Annotated in this window: 10 protein-coding genes; 3 read left to right on the top strand and 7 right to left on the bottom strand. The window is 46.6% G+C overall.

From position 1 onward, the window contains the following. Positions 1-210 precede the first annotated feature (210 nt). A complete protein-coding gene (gene acsA / locus AR543_RS12825; protein WP_060534895.1) occupies positions 211-1935 on the top strand; it encodes an acetate--CoA ligase in 1725 nt (574 codons plus the stop codon). Positions 1936-2169: 234 nt separating this feature from the next. Here the strand turns inward: acsA and AR543_RS12820 are convergent, their stop codons facing one another. The 3 genes from AR543_RS12820 to AR543_RS12810 form a co-directional block, all read right to left on the bottom strand. Next, on the bottom strand, positions 2170-3816 hold the full coding sequence (locus AR543_RS12820; RefSeq protein WP_060534894.1) for an ATP-binding protein: 1647 nt from the start codon (positions 3814-3816) through the stop codon (positions 2170-2172). A 306-nt stretch (positions 3817-4122) separates the two neighbouring features. Continuing rightward, positions 4123-5283: a C40 family peptidase gene (locus AR543_RS12815; protein ID WP_060534893.1), complete on the bottom strand. Its 1161-nt coding sequence runs from the start codon at positions 5281-5283 to the stop codon at positions 4123-4125. A 219-nt stretch (positions 5284-5502) separates the two neighbouring features. Next, positions 5503-7011 carry an N-acetylmuramoyl-L-alanine amidase family protein gene (locus AR543_RS12810; protein ID WP_060534892.1) on the bottom strand — a complete coding sequence of 503 codons (1509 nt, stop codon included), beginning with the start codon at positions 7009-7011 and terminating at the stop codon, positions 5503-5505. Between the two features lie 695 nt (positions 7012-7706). Here AR543_RS12810 and AR543_RS12805 point away from each other — a divergent pair. Next, positions 7707-8750 carry a glycoside hydrolase family 53 protein gene (locus AR543_RS12805; protein ID WP_060534891.1) on the top strand — a complete coding sequence of 348 codons (1044 nt, stop codon included), beginning with the start codon at positions 7707-7709 and terminating at the stop codon, positions 8748-8750. Positions 8751-9181: 431 nt separating this feature from the next. Here AR543_RS12805 and AR543_RS12800 read toward each other — a convergent pair whose 3' ends face one another. After that, the gene (locus tag AR543_RS12800) at positions 9182-11251 is read right to left on the bottom strand and encodes a beta-galactosidase (protein WP_060534890.1); all 2070 of its coding nucleotides are present in this window, start codon (positions 11249-11251) and stop codon (positions 9182-9184) included. 635 nt (positions 11252-11886) lie between these two features. Between AR543_RS12800 and AR543_RS24440 the strand changes: the two genes are divergently transcribed. Continuing rightward, positions 11887-12093: a hypothetical protein gene (locus tag AR543_RS24440; protein ID WP_162495395.1), complete on the top strand. Its 207-nt coding sequence runs from the start codon at positions 11887-11889 to the stop codon at positions 12091-12093. Positions 12094-12124: 31 nt separating this feature from the next. On the opposite strand, the gene AR543_RS12795 is transcribed toward AR543_RS24440, so the two are convergent. The 3 genes from AR543_RS12795 to AR543_RS12785 all read right to left on the bottom strand — a co-directional run bounded on the left by AR543_RS12795 (position 12125) and on the right by AR543_RS12785 (position 15703). Continuing rightward, the gene (locus AR543_RS12795; protein WP_060534889.1) at positions 12125-13003 is read right to left on the bottom strand and encodes a carbohydrate ABC transporter permease; all 879 of its coding nucleotides are present in this window, start codon (positions 13001-13003) and stop codon (positions 12125-12127) included. Positions 13004-13030: 27 nt separating this feature from the next. Beyond that, positions 13031-13921 carry an ABC transporter permease gene (locus AR543_RS12790; protein WP_060534888.1) on the bottom strand — a complete coding sequence of 297 codons (891 nt, stop codon included), beginning with the start codon at positions 13919-13921 and terminating at the stop codon, positions 13031-13033. A gap of 111 nt (positions 13922-14032) precedes the next feature. Beyond that, positions 14033-15703 (bottom strand): type 2 periplasmic-binding domain-containing protein, encoded by a 1671-nt coding sequence (locus AR543_RS12785; RefSeq protein ID WP_060534887.1) that lies wholly within the window; start codon positions 15701-15703, stop codon positions 14033-14035. Positions 15704-15709 lie beyond the last annotated feature (6 nt).

Below are 15709 nucleotides of genomic sequence, written 5' to 3'. Positions count from 1 at the left end.
CCGGTTCCTTTCCCAAACAGGTTGATAACGCTTTCTTAGATTATATATAATTTTCCAATAAATGCATGTAAAAGATATTAGTTTGGAATATGATTCCTTTTTTGATAAGGAAAGATAAATTTGAACATTTTGTGAAAAGGTAGTATCTTATTTTGTAAGCGCTATATATGGTAAATGAAACTCTATATCTTATTCACTTGGAGGGTACTAATGGGAAAAGATACGCTGGAAGTCATTGCTGTAGAAGCTACTCAGGCCAATATGATGGATTATGAAGAAGCCCGTAGACAGTTTGACTGGGCAGATGTAGAGAAAAGATTCAGCTGGTATGAAAGTGGTAAAGTCAATCTGGCTCACGAAGCGATTGACCGCCATGCTGCCTCGGAACTGAAAGACAAAATCGCTCTTCATTACAGTGATCCGCAGCGCGACGAGTCCTATACCTTTGAGCAACTGCGCCAACAGTCCAACAAAGCGGCGAATATGCTGCGCGAACTGGGCATCGGCAAAGGCGATCGGGTGTTTATTTTTATGCCGCGTACACCGGAATTGTATTTTACGCTGCTCGGCATTATCAAAATAGGAGCAATTGCCGGTCCTTTATTTGAAGCCTTTATGGAGACAGCTGTACGTGATCGCCTGCTGGACAGCGGCGCTGTAGCAATTGTAACCACGCCGAAACTGGTCGGACGTGTGCCTGCTGCCGAACTGCCCGAGCTGAAGCATATTATTGTGTATGGCGAGGAATCAGAGCTGGAAAATGGCCAGATCCATTTCTCTACAGCCATGGATGCAGCCTCCGATGAAACGGAAATCGAATGGGTTGAACCCGAAGACGGATTGATTCTTCACTACACTTCCGGTTCAACCGGCAAACCAAAAGGTGTCTATCATGTACATCAGGCGATGCTACAGCATGAGTATACCGGACGGGTCGTGCTCGATCTGCAGCCGGATGATATCTACTGGTGTACTGCCGATCCGGGCTGGGTTACCGGTACCTCCTACGGTATCTTTGCTCCCTGGCTGAATGGCGCCACCAATGTTATTCGCGGTGGACGCTTTAGTCCTCAGGATTGGTATGAGACGATTCAGCGCTACAAGGTCACTGTGTGGTACAGCGCGCCAACTGCCTTCCGGATGCTGATGGGTGCGGGAGATGAAGCGGTCGAGCAATATGATCTATCTTCCCTGCGTCATGTACTCAGCGTAGGCGAGCCACTGAATCCCGAAGTAATCCGCTGGGGCTACCGGGTGTATCAGCAGCGTATTCATGACACCTGGTGGATGACAGAAACAGGCGCCCAGCTGATCTGCAATTATCCGAGAATGGATGTTCGTCCAGGCTCCATGGGACGCCCTCTGCCGGGTATTGAAGCGGCTATTGTCGATGACCAGGGAAATGAACTGCCGCCGCTGCGAATGGGTAATCTGGCGATCAAGACGCCTTGGCCGTCGATGATGCGCAAAATCTGGAACAATCCGGCCAAATACGAAGAATATGTACGTATTCCCGGCTGGTATATTTCCGGCGATTCTGCCTATATGGATGAAGACGGCTATTTCTGGTTCCAAGGACGTATCGATGATGTAATCAACACCTCCGGTGAACGGGTGGGTCCTTTTGAAGTGGAAAGCAAACTGGTCGAGCATCCTGCAGTTGCTGAAGCTGGCGTTATTGGCAAACCAGACCCGGTACGCGGCGAAGTTATCAAAGCCTTTATTTCCCTGCGTGAAGGATTCACAGCTTCGGATGAGCTCAAGCAGGAAATTACCCGCTTCGTCAAAGAAGGATTGTCCGCTCATGCAGCTCCACGCGAAATCGAGTTCAAAGATAAATTGCCCAAAACCCGCAGTGGTAAAATCATGCGCCGGGTGCTCAAAGCATGGGAATTGGAACTGCCGACAGGCGACCTGTCTACCATGGAGGATTAATCTGTTTTCTATGAACAAACAACAAAAATAGCTATTTATACACAAACAGATACAGCTGCTTCCTCTTTACTGTTACAAACATGTATTGGCCTAACAAGTACCGAAAATTGCACGATTGATTGTATATTCCCAATAAAAATAAGCCGTCACCTGTTAGCGTGACGGCTTATTTGGCATATTTAATTCGAATGGTCTACCGGTATTTGTATCCTGACATACCTGTATAGCCTGCAATCAGGCTTTGTTCTGCTTTTTCTGTTCTTCCAGTTGGCGGCATAAGTCAGCCAGTCGTTCCATCTGAACCGGCTTGGACAATGCACCATTCATACCTGCAGCAATAACCTGCGCCTGATCATCTTTAAAAGCATTGGCTGTAATAGCGATAATCGGAATATTCCGATTCTGAATCTTGCCAGAATGACGAATGGCATATGTAGATTCCAATCCGTCCATTACGGGCATCTGAATATCCATTAGTACCATATCGTAGGAATTATCTGATTCCAGCATATGGATTGCTTCCAGACCATTATCCACCGTATCTACATAGTATCCGAGCTTGTTCAGCATACGGGCAGTAATCAGACAGCTGATTCGGTCATCATCTGCCAGCAAAATACGCAATGTGCCTGCTTCTGTATTCAGGTTCTGCTTGGACTGCGCCAGTGTATAAGCAGCTTCTGCCTTTTGTTGCTCCGTTTCTTCAATCGCTTCGGAAATTTCCGGTTCTTCCATTTGTTCGGAACGGATTTCCGGAACAGTTACCGGAATCATAAACTCAAACGTACTTCCTTTGCCCTGTTCACTTTTTACCGTAATCTCACCATTCATCAGTTCCACAATCTGCTGACTGATCACCAGACCCAGACCGGTACCGCCGAATTCGCGGCTCTGGGAATCATCGACCTGACTAAAGCTTTTGAACAGCTTGTCCCGGTCTTTCTCTGCAATACCGATTCCGCTGTCTTTTACTTTGAAATGCAGCTTCATCGTATTCTCATCAATCTCGATTCCATTGACCGATACATCTACCGAACCTTCACGTGTGAATTTCACGGCGTTGCCAATCAGGTTATTGAGCACCTGTTTTAGCCTGTGTGGATCACCGTATACCTTTTGGGGAACCGTATAACCGATATGCAGATTCAGATTAATCTGCTTTTCAATAGTTAATGGGCGATGAGCCTTGATCGTCATATCCATCAATTCATGCAGATTATATTCGATATTTTCCAGGTTCATTTTTCCTGCTTCCGCTTTGGAAAAATCAAGAATATCATTGATCAGCATCAGCAGCGTCTCTGCACTGTTCTGAACAATTTTCATATTATCACGCAAATCCTGTTCCACTTCGTTGAGCAGGATCAGCTCGGTCATGCCGATAATGCCATTCAGCGGCGTACGAATCTCGTGACTCATATTGGCCAGGAAGCGACTTTTGGCGAGATTGGCAATCTCGGCCTGTTCCTTGGCGCGGATGACCTGCTCCTCCGCCTGTTTGCGTTTGGTAATATCAAACTGGATACCTACAAAGTAATGGCATTCCCCATTCTGATCAAAAATCGGGTCCAGATTTACTTCATTCCAGAACGGTACACCCAGCTTGGTGTAATTCAGAATCTCGATGGTAACCGATTCTTTTTGGGCGAGTGCATCGCGGAATTCCTGCACAGCCTTCGGGTCTGTATCAGGACCCTGTAAAAAACGACAGTTATAGCCTATCGCTTCTTCACGGGTATACCCTGTCAAATCCGTAAAATGACCATTAACAAATACAAGCGGAAAATCGGGTTTTCTTGCATCTGCAATGGTCACTGAAGATTTCAGATTTTGTACTACATATTCCCAGTCAATCGCTGGTGCTTTAGGATCTATATTCATGCTGCCTCCCTGAAGTGGGTATCATAAGTTAAATGCAGATGAGTCACAGCCGATTAGTGACCCAGTAAGCTATATTATTGTAATTAAATCTAGCATACCATACAAACATATGTTTTTTAACGTTTATTCGCAATGTTTGACAGGGGATAGCCGAGAAAATTTCCTCTATCTCCGAGACACCTCTACTATAAAAGATATTCTGCCTTCAATCAAACTTCAATCAAATTCCCTATAGATCAAAAAAAGCCCGTCGTGCCGGTATTCTACCGGCATCAGACAAGCTTTGAGTAATGGAAGTTGCAATAATTAACGAAGAATACGACGCGCCGTTACATAGTGATCGACCCAGTAATTAAGGTCCAGATTGGAAATAGCAATTCCATCCAGACTTGGGCTATTATGAATCAGCTTGTTATCTCCTGCATAGATACCTACGTGCGTAATCACGCTCGGATCTCCACCTGAAAAGAAGAGCAGATCTCCTTTTTGCCATTGACCGCGTTCCACTTCGATACCTACATCTTTTTGGTATCTTGTACCCCATGCCAGATCAATACCTTCCAGCCCGTAAATATAACGGGTAAAGGAAGAACAGTCGAATAAGGTAGGAGCTTCATTTTTGCCGAATCCGTAATGGGTAACTCCCTGCAAAGCCAGTGCGCTCGCTATAACACGATCTGCAGAGGCTTCATCCAGCGGTGAACCTGTTGCCAGTGAAGGCATCGTTACAGCAGGCTGGGGCGGATTATAAGGAAGATCCTCCACTTCATCAATCGTTTGAGCAGGCACTTCATTCAGTACTGCTGTCTCGGAAGGAGGCAGTGTATAGGATACGTAGTCTGTGGATACATATCCGGTGACTCCGTCCTTATCCTTGATTTTGACCCATGCTGCAGTCGGCTGCTCCAAAGCAGTAAAACTTTCTCCAACCAGCAGTGTGCGCAGTACCGGACTGCCAGTTGTTGGCTGTGCACGGAAATTAACTCCCTTTTCGACGATGCCTGTACCCGGCTCGTTCGGTACCGACGAAGGCGATACCGCTGCTGGAGTAGAGGTAGTCTCTGCAGAGACCGTCACATTAGACGTGGAAGCGCTATCTGAACTTTTCGTATTCGTATATGCCGATGAAGCTGTTACGATCGTAGTTGTACTACTATTAGTCGTATCTTTGCTATTATTTACGGAATTGGAACTAGGTTTATAATCCACATAACCGGCAGATACATAGCCTGTTTTCACACCTACTTTGACACGTAACCAGTGGCTGTTGACCTCACGCAGAATCTTGATGCTGGTCCCCGGCTGCAGCGTACTGTAAACATCGCTGTCTGTAGTAGGACCGGAACGGAAGTTGACGGGAAGGTTGATTTTGCCGATCGGTACAGGTGTCACTGCTGCGCTCGTCACTTGGGGTGTTGAAGTCAGTAATACGGCGGCAGTCAGTAGAGTGATGATATTTCGTTTCATGGATGTCCTCCTCGGGAAATTCTCTCTATGTTGTATACTCGTGGAGTTATGTATAAGTATAAGGAAATAGTAACAAAAAAATGTGGCAAGCCTATGATGGAATGAACAAAATGACAGCCTCGTCATATTTTCATCATAGTTGCTTACCACATTTATACCATACTGAATCAGGTTCTGTCGACCATAAAAATTATATTCAAGTAACTTTTGTACTAATTATTAAACACCCAGATATTCTTTAATACCATCTACAACCGCTTGAGCCAGCTTCTGCTGGAACTCGTCTGTATACATCAGCGACTCGTCGATTCTATTGCTCAAATATCCTGCTTCGATTAAGACAGCCGGCATTTTGGTCTCTCTGGTAACATGCAGGCTCTTGGTATGAATACCACGATCCGGCAGTCCCAGTGCATTGATCACATGATCATGAATAACCTTCGCAAAAGCTGAGCTGTCACTGCGGGTGTAATAAATTTCTGTTCCGCTTGGTGATACTGCCGAAGAAGTACTGTTACCATGAATAGATACAAATAAATTTGCATTCAGGTCATTTGCTGTTTTGACCCGTCCCTGCAGAGTCGGATACGTATCATCGCTGCGTGTCAGCACGAAGTCGATATTAGGTTCCTGCTGCAGCAGTGTCTGGATTTTCAATACCACTGCCAGCGTAAAATCTTTTTCCTTGCGCTGCTGGATACTCGGAGCACCCGGGTCTTTGCCTCCATGTCCCGCATCAATAACAACGAGCATTTTGCCGTCTTTGCCCGGTCCGGAGGTTGGCGTAGCCGGTACAGACTGGGATGGTTCATTGTCTGCCGGATCTGCGGACACCGTTCCATTATCCGTGCCTGTCGGAGTCGTATTTGTTCCTGCAGCCGGTGTCGATGGATTTAGTGCTCCATCCAGCTCCACCATAACAATTCCTTTTTGGTTATTGATCACCTTGTACTGTTGGGCACTGTTCAGATCGAGTACAATACGTACCGAAGATGGAGAACTGCTGAACAGCGAGTACCGTATTCCCGCTACATCCGGATAGCCGGTAACATCTACTTTACCGATCGCGCCTACACTTGGCTGCTGTCCTTTGAGGAACGTACTGGAAAAGGAAGTTTTCGGCAGATCCAGCACTATGCGGTCCGGGTTGTTCAATGAGCTGTACTTGGGTGATACACTTCCATCTACCGTAATCGTCAATCGGTCATCACTGAAGCTGATAGCATTGACCTTGGCTACATTTTCCTGCTCTGGTGCAGCTGTATCCTTGCCGGTCGAAGCTGTTGCTGCAGGCGTAGTGGTCAGATAGACTGTTTTGACCGCATTATCCCACTTCACGCTAGTACCGGTATTTTCGCTGATAAATCGCAGTGGTACCAATGTAGTGCCATTGTGCACGGAAGGTGCCGCTTCCAGATCTACCGACTTGTCATTAACGAGCGCCGAATAGCTGTTGGCTGTCAGTTGCAGCGTATTGCTTCCTTGCTTGATGGTCGCTGTCTGCGTTGCGTTGGACCAGGTTACTTTGTAACCGAGCTGCTCTACTACTACACGCAGCGGTACCATAACCGATCCTTTGACCGTCGTAACCTGTCCGTCTGCAGGCAGTGTCAGCTCCTGGCCGTTAAAGTTAATATGCGTCTGTTCTGCAGCATGACCTATCGAAGGTGCAATCAGCATCAACAGCAGCATGAACATTCCCAACATCCATACATTTGCTCTTTTCATAGATCCCCTGCCATTCCCTGACCGGTATTGATTATCCCCTCAATGCCTGTGTCAGTAAGTAGTAATTGTGTGTACTTGTCTTCCGACTATATGTGAATACCGGCTGGGCCGGTGATATACAGCTACAATGCAGTTCACTTTCTTTATCGGAAAATTGTGCTGGATTATTGAACCTGTGCAGTTCCAGCAGCAATTATTCGCTGATCAGCCTGAATCGTATGCTCTACTGTTTCGACAGAAACCCCACCCTCTCCTTTCCGCTCATATCATAAATAGGCTGTCTTCCTGCATTGCATTAATGTCCAAAAGGCATGAAGCGGACATTATCATACATTATGTATATCTTTTATTATGATAATCAGATTGTTGGAGCTTGTAAACTTTCGCGCGTTTTGCCGCGTTGTTAGACATATTGTCGAATAGTCGGTCTAGTCTTTCTACAGATGCACTGATCGGCAGTTCACTGACAACTGCAGTCAGTTGGATAAATGCTTTTTATGCCCATGTGGGCAGTATCCTGATGCACTGATGATAGATGGGTATGTTCTTTGTACAAAGTTATCAAAAGTGCTTAAATGTTGATTTTTTGCAGGTACCTCCTATTCATGATTCAGGCTACAATGAATCATGTTCCTTCGCGAAGAACCGATTATTTTGTAAACGCATACATTCATGATAGGGAGAGGGTTCAATTTATGATGTCTGTCAAAACAATAATAAAGCGTGCTTCTGCACTGGTACTTGGTTTGACCTTAATAAGTGGTCTGGGCAGTGGCTATGCCAAAATTACTCCTGCTGCCGAAGCAGCCTCTGCGTTTGCCAAAGGTGCCGATGTAGGCTGGTTATCGGAAATGGAAAATTACAACTGGGCTTTTTACAATGATGCTGGCAACAAACAGGATGCACTGCAAATTCTGAAAGATCATGGCATCAACTCGATCCGCCTGCGGGTATGGGTGAATCCTTCAATTAATTTCTCCAACAAAGCTGATGTGATCAAGCAGGCGGTACGCGCCAAAAATATGGGGTTCCGTATTATGATTGATTTCCATTACAGTGATAAATGGGCCGATCCCGGTCAGCAGTCCAAACCAGTTGCCTGGAACAACCAGGATATTAATGGCCTCAAAAAATCGGTCTATGATCATACCTATGATGTATTGACTGCACTCAAAGCGCAGGGCGTTACACCGGAATGGGTACAGGTAGGCAATGAGACCAATGATGGTATGCTGTGGGAAGAAGGTCGCGCCTCCAAAAACATGAAAAACTTTGCCGACCTAATCAACTCCGGCTATGATGCTGTGAAAAAAGTAAATGCCGGTACCAAAGTTATTATTCATCTGTCCAATGGTTACGACAATTCCTTGTTCCGCTGGATGTTCGATGGACTCAAAGCAAATGGCGCCAAATATGATGTGATCGGTATGTCCCTCTATCCGGACAAAAGCAACTGGCAGACACGTAACCAACAGACACTGACCAATATGAATGATATGGTCGCCCGTTATGGCAAAGAAGTAATGGTCTGCGAAGTAGGTATGGATGCCTCTGATCCGGCTACATCCAAAGCATTCCTGACAGATATCCTGGCGAAAACACGATCCGTATCCGGCGGCAAGGGACTGGGTGTATTTTACTGGGAACCCGAATCCTATGGTACCTGGTACGCCTATACCAAAGGAGCCTTTGATTCCAAAGGTAAAGTCACGATTGCACTGGATGCATTTTTGAATTAAATCAATTTTCGGATGTTCAATCCCGTTTATAACGAGTAGCGAATAATGAATGACAATTGACAAATAGCAAACGATAAATCATTAATTAATGGTAAATCATCAATGAATGATATTATTAAAATACTCTTGTAACCAAGCAGCGTATCACCTTTTAGTCAGGGTGATACGCTGCTTTTGAGTGGATTGCTATGAATTGTATGCTGCTGCCTGGACTGCCTTCTTAACAAGAAACTCCAGATTGCTTACCACAAAATCCAGAGCACTCCAACAAATTTCAGACTCATTATAATAAAAAAGCTGCTTCCGAACCTTTATCGATTCGGAAGCAGCTGTCTGAACTGCTATACAGTATACTTATTTGTCAGTCCTATCATGAAATATCATACGGTATACTATTTTCCCAGTTCTGCCATGAACTACGATACTTGCTATTACAGCTGTCTTTTGAGAATACGGATACCAAATGGCTGAAGTTCCAGTGTACTGCTCGGAGCCATCGTTTCTGCATTCAGCAGATCCTCATAATCATTGTCATCCAGCTGCAGCGATTTTACTTCATCACTGTAGTTCTGCACAAATACAAACTCCTCTTCACCCTGTACACGCGCATGGGCGGTTACATGTTGCGGCAGCTTGGCAGCGATTGTACGCTTCACCCCTGCACGGGTTGTAATACTTTCGATCAGATCACTCAGGAAATGATCTTTGGTACGGGCGGCCACGTAATAGGCTTCACCGCTACCATAGTGATTGACCGTCACTGCCGGACGACCTGCATAGAAATCATCTCCATACACAGCCAGTGATTTGGCACTCTCCAGATGGATCAGATCACACAGATCCTGTACTTCATACGTTCCCTGCAAGCCCAGCTCATTCGTATCATCTGCAATAATACGGTTGCGGTCATTGATATGCAGACCGTCAATTTCTTCCGACCAGATTCCCAGTACACTGCGCAGCGGACCAGGGAAACCACCCAGGAAACAGAGATCATTTTCATTTACAATACCTGACCAGTAAGTGCTGATCAGCGTGCCGCCTGCTTCTACAAACTTCTCGAAACGTTCGCCTACACCTTCACGAACCATGTACAGCATTGGTGCAGCGACGACTTTATATTTGGACAGATCCTGCTCCATATCGATAACATCGACAGCAATACCGCGCTCCCAGAATGCACGATAAAAGTTCAGCACGGTCTCTTCATAGCCAATACCTGTATTGCGCGGTCCCTGGCTGTCTTTGACCGCCCAGCGATTTTCCCAGTCGAAAATAACAGCAACTTCTGCCTGTACCTGGCTGCCGCGGATACGCTGCAGCTGTTCCAGTGCTGTACCCACATCCTGTACGTCACGGAATACACGGGTGTGCTCATGGCCGGCATGGTCTACGACCGCACCGTGCAGCTTTTCACTGGAGCCCTGACTTTTACGCCACTGGAAGTACTGTACCGAATCCGATCCGTGTGCTACAGCTTGCAGTGAAGACAGCAGATGCATACCCGGACGTTTATTTTTGCTGATCGGCTGCCAGTTGGTCAGACTTGGTGTACTCTCCATCAACAGGAACGGCTGCTGTTTGATCGAGCGGACAATATCATGCATCATGGCAATTTTGGCGGCCTGCATCGTATCCCCTTCATGATCATGCCATGTCGGATAACTGTCCCAGGAGAGAATATCCAGGATATCAGCGAATTTCCAATAGTTCAGTCCTTCGAAAAATTCCATAAAGTTCGTCGTTACCGGCAGCAGACGCTCGGCGTGACGCAGCGGCTCAATCTCGTGACGACAGAAATCCACCGTCTGATCTGTGACAAACCGGCGCCAATCCAGATTCATACCATGAACCTGCGTCTCTCCATGCGGAGCCGGAGATTCTACCTGGGACCAGTCTGTATACGTATGACTCCAGAACGTCGTCCACCAGGCCAGATTCAGCTGCTCCAGCGTACCATACTTTTGCTTCACCCAATTACGGAAAGCTTCCTGACAGTAATCACAGTGACATTCACCACCATACTCATTGGAGATATGCCAGCCAATGACTGCCGGATGATTACTGTAACGCTCGGCCAGCAGCGTATTCATGCCGGTTACTTTTTCCCGATAAACCGGTGAAGTAAAGCAGTGATTATGGCGGAATCCATGAAGATTGCGCACACGATTCGCTTCTACCCGCAATACCTCTGGATATTTGGCAGACATCCATGCCGGACGTGCTCCACTCGGTGTGGCCAGCAATGCCGATATGCCATTTGCCGCAAAACGATCCAGCACTTCATCCAGCCATTCAAAAGTATATACGCCTTCTTCCGGCTCCAGGGATACCCAGGAGAAAATGCCGACAGACATCACATTACATTTTGCCAGCTTCATCAGTCGAATATCCTCTTCCAGAATATCCGGACGGTGTCTCCATTGCTCGGGATTATAATCAGCTCCATGCAGCATCTGCGTCCAGGATGGAGTAACGGTAGTCGTATTGATCGGGTTCATAGCAGTCTCCTTTGTCGTTCAGAATTGTATATTCTACTTGATGTTCAATGTACATATGCGTGTGCTTGCGATTGTTGAGACAATTATGCAGTCTGGTTTAATGGCAGTATATAGTTCATTTGCAACATGTACTCAACCGAGAGTCGCACGACAAATGCATACTGTTTGCTGTTTGCTATTTGCTGTCTGTGTATAGGTCAGGCGCTCCAAAATTGGATGATTCTTCTGCCCTCCGTTAAGATCAGATATCCTGAATGTCCGCTTGCAGCGGAGGATATCCGATCTTAAATGAGGCCGCTTCGCTGCTGAAGTATCATTCCAATTCCTCCGCTTGATGCAGAAGCTACATCGAATGGACCTAGCAGCCTGCGGTAAATCATTTGCACAAGCTAATTCAAATTAATGCAAATCGAGCAGTACATAAATTGTGTAAATACTAGCAAGAGTACAAGACATTCTGTAAGAACGATACGATGAAGTTGATAAAAACTTGTCAATACTGCTCATCTATACCATGCAATACGATCAATATCATAAGCGTCTTAACAAACATGAACTAAGCAAGTGTTTTGAAGCAATAAGCACACAGCGGAGGGAAGGGAATCATCCTTCAAGCCGACCTTTAAGAATGGATTTTGACTGCTGCAAGCGGTCGTTCAAAAAATCCATTCTTAACCGGAGGCCAGAAGGATGATCCCTTTCCGGAGCGCTGTTTGTCCAACACCGCCGCTCTTGCTCTTGCTCTTGCTCTTGCTCTTGCTCTTGCTCTTGCTCTTGCTCTTGCTCTTGCTCTTGCTCTTGCTCTTGCTCTTGCTCTTGCTCTTGCTCTTGCTCTTGCTTAAATTATGCACTACCCACTTTATTCAAATGCAACTATTCTTTTACCGAACCGAGTGTCATGCCTTTAACAAAGAACTTCTGCAGGAATGGATACACGATCAGAATAGGTGCTGCGCCAATAAAGATCTGGGCGGCTTTGACAGTTGTCTGCGAGATTAGTTCCATCTCCTGCGGACTTGCGCTCATGGAACTCATATCCTGCTGGATAATAACCGTCTGCAGGAACGTCGCAAGCGGGAACTGGCTGGAATTGTTCAGGTAGAGCAATCCGTCAAACCAGGAGTTCCAGTGGAATACCATACTGAACAGCGTAATGGTCGCGATCGATGGCATCGAGATCGGCAGATACATTGTGAACAAAGTGCGGAATGGACCGGCTCCGTCGATAAAAGCAGCTTCTTCCAGTTCTTTGGGAATGCCACGGAAGAAGTTCATCATCAGGATGACCAGAAACGTGTTGACCGCACCCGGCAGTACCAGCACCCAGAAGGAATCGATCAGACCCAGCTTTTGGATCACGATGTAAAACGGTACCAGACCGCCCGTGAATACCATGCTGAATACAAACAGCCAGGAGTAGATCGTCCGTCCTTTAAAAGCGGATTCTTCCTTGGACAGTGGATAAGCCGCCAGGAAGGTCAGCATCAGTGTAATCGCAGTACCAATGATCGTACGAAGTACCGAGATCCAGATGGAGTGCAGGAATATCGGATTGAACATTGTTTTTTTGTAAGCTTCCAGTGAGAACTGGACCGGCCAGAGACCGACCAGATTCGCGTCGGCTGCCGCTTTGGCACTGAACGATACAGCCAGTACGTGTACGAGCGGTATCACACAGGCGATAGACAGAAAAATCAGCAGTGCGATATTGAATACATTGAATATACGGTAACCGGTTGTTTTATAATACATAGTTCCCCTCTTTTCCCTGGCCTGTCATTAGAAAATGCGATAGTTGGCCCATTTGTAGGCAGCACGGTAAGACAGCAGAATCAGCACCATACTGATTACGGATTTGAACAATCCGATTGCTGTACCAAAGCCCATTTCGCCGTTCAGGATAGCTGTACGATAGACAAAGGTATCGATGATGTCGCCTTTTTCATAGACCAGCGGATTGTACAGGTTGAAGATCTGGTCGAAGCCGGCATTCAGTACGTTACCCAGCGCCAGTGTACCGACAACTGCAGCGATCGGAACGATCGATGGAATCGTAATATGCAGGGTCTGGCGGAAACGGGAAGCTCCATCCATCTCGGCAGCCTCATACAGTGCAGGATTAATACCTGCCAGGGCAGCGAGGAAAATAATTGTGTTATATCCAAACTCTTTCCATACATCCGATACGATAACGGTAAAGCGGAACCAGTCATTATCTCCGAGGAAGAAAATCGGCTGTACGCCGAAGCTAGACAGGATACGGTTCACAAATCCGTCTGTTGCCAGCAGATCAATCAAAATTCCGCCCAGGATAACCCAGGACAAAAAATGCGGCAGATAAACCATCGTCTGAATGGTGCGCTGCAGTCGTACTTTGCGGATTTCATTGAGCAGCAGAGCGAATACAAAAGGAACAAATAGGTTAAAAATCAGTTTCAGTACAGCAATAATGAGTGTATTCCAGATGACTTGTATACTATCCTGACGTTCGAACAGATAACGGAAATTTTGCAGCCCTACCCATTCCGATCCGGTAAAGCCAAGCCATGGTTTGTAATCTTGAAAAGCCATAACGATACCGGCCATCGGCACATAGCTGAATAACAGCAAAAAGATCATGGATGGCAGCAGCATCACGTGGAAAGGCCATGTTTTGCGAAGTGTTTTCATTACTTTCCTCCTATGACAGGTCTGGCGGCTTGTAATCAGCCAAGAAAATAACGACCCGATAAGCCAGGTCGTTATCCTCTCGTATATTGATGTGTCCGCCTGACAGCTGGTTTATTTTTGGATACTGCTGTACCAGTCGTTGACTTCTTTGGTTACATCGTCACCGCCGGAAGATTTCCAGGTCTGAACGAACGTATCAAAGGAATCGACTGGAGACTTGCCATAGATAATTTCATTGAAAGCCTGGCTTTCGATTTTGTTCAGATAATCCATTTTGGTTTTCATGCTTTGTGTCGTTGGACCGGTAAACATATTCGGATAGGAAATATCTTTTTGGGACATCAGCACTTTGGCTGCTTCCGGTGTTAATGGACCATAGTTATTGGCAATATCGCGTTCCAGACGGGTCTCCGGCTTGGCACCATCTGCCAGTTTGAGCAGGGCATCCATCTGTGCATTCGGAATACGTGCTCCATCACGAACCAGCAGATAACGTACGCTGTTCACATAACCGCCCGGAATTTTGTCGATCGGCATTACTTTGCCGGATGCATCCAGATCATAGTCATAGCCTTTGAACAGACCGTTGTCGAACTCGCTGTCTGCCTTCGGATTCGCCAGATGATCAAACATATAATTCTGGTAGGTAAAGAAAGCTTCCGGATTTTTCATGTTTTTGTTGATCAGGGTAACACCGTTGGTGGTTGCTGTACCGTGACGCATTGCTTTGCCATCCGGCCCGGCTGGGATTGCGATTGGCTTCCAGACAGCGCCCGGTGCATTTTTCACTGTATCCTGCAGCGGCCAGCCACTCATCCAGTAAGGTCCCGGCAGGATACCTGCTGTACCTGCTACCGCTGGTTCGGATGTTTTGTTTTCATCCCACAGGGCAGCTTCTTTTGGAATATAGCCTTTGTCGAACCATTCCTTGATTTTGCTCAGCCCCTGCTTCATGCCCGGCTGAATCGAGCCGTATTGCAGTGTACCGTCAGCGGCTTTGTTCCACTGCTGTGGCAGTGTGCCGTAAGCGCCGAAGATCCAGGACGGATCGCCCATCCATGTATTCATGGAATTTTTGAAACCGATACTCAGCGGAATGACTTTATCCGGAGACAGTCCATCCGGGTTTTTGGTTTTGAAAGCGTCCATGACTTTTTCCAGCTCATCCATAGTCGTTGGTGCTTTCATGTTCAGCTTGTCCAGCCAGTCCTGGCGGATCCACAGTACATAATCATGATTGTAGGCGTAATCGAGAACCGGAATACCCATTTTTTTGCCTTCACGGATATAAGGGTTCCAGACATTTGGATCTTCAGCCATAGCCGCTTTCCAAGTGTCTGACGCATATTTGTCAAACAGCGGACCTACTTCGCTGTAAATTCCTGAATCGATCAGATCCTGTGCCAATTGTGCATCGGTGTCGCCGATAGTCACCACATCCGGCATATCTTGACCGGATGACATGGACAGACGCATTTTGGTAGCAAATGCTCCATTGGTATCCGTTACGGACCAGAGCGATTTGATATCGATCCCGAATTTGTCTTTCGCCCATTTGGTCGCCACATTATTTTCAGCCGATTCGCCGTTTTTGAATTTGAGTGATGGATCAATACCCCATACGGTGCTGATCGTTACCGGCGGATCGTATTTTTCCTTGTATGCGTTTTCAGTAGTGGCCGATGCGGAATTGCTGCTTCCGGTACCGCCTCCACATGCGGCAAGTGTGGCTGCGGTAAGTACTGTTGTCAGCAAAACCGCAGCGGTTTTTTTGATTCCCATGTTGCT

The organism is Paenibacillus bovis, assembly GCF_001421015.2.
In the GTDB taxonomy this organism is placed as follows: domain Bacteria; phylum Bacillota; class Bacilli; order Paenibacillales; family Paenibacillaceae; genus Saccharibacillus; species Saccharibacillus bovis.
Note: the sequence above shows the minus strand (reverse complement) of the source record. Positions and strands in the feature narration are given on the sequence as shown.

Bases quoted from the DNA above. Each gene is read 5' to 3' on its own strand.
- acsA (WP_060534895.1), top strand. From the start codon at position 211: ATGGGAAAAGATACGCTGGAAGTCATTGCTGTAGAAGCTACTCAGGCC.
- AR543_RS12820 (WP_060534894.1), bottom strand. From the start codon at position 3,816: ATGAATATAGATCCTAAAGCACCAGCGATTGACTGGGAATATGTAGTA.
- AR543_RS12815 (WP_060534893.1), bottom strand. From the start codon at position 5,283: ATGAAACGAAATATCATCACTCTACTGACTGCCGCCGTATTACTGACT.
- AR543_RS12810 (WP_060534892.1), bottom strand. From the start codon at position 7,011: ATGAAAAGAGCAAATGTATGGATGTTGGGAATGTTCATGCTGCTGTTG.
- AR543_RS12805 (WP_060534891.1), top strand. From the start codon at position 7,707: ATGATGTCTGTCAAAACAATAATAAAGCGTGCTTCTGCACTGGTACTT.
- AR543_RS12800 (WP_060534890.1), bottom strand. From the start codon at position 11,251: ATGAACCCGATCAATACGACTACCGTTACTCCATCCTGGACGCAGATG.
- AR543_RS12795 (WP_060534889.1), bottom strand. From the start codon at position 13,003: ATGTATTATAAAACAACCGGTTACCGTATATTCAATGTATTCAATATC.
- AR543_RS12790 (WP_060534888.1), bottom strand. From the start codon at position 13,921: ATGAAAACACTTCGCAAAACATGGCCTTTCCACGTGATGCTGCTGCCA.
- AR543_RS12785 (WP_060534887.1), bottom strand. From the start codon at position 15,703: ATGGGAATCAAAAAAACCGCTGCGGTTTTGCTGACAACAGTACTTACC.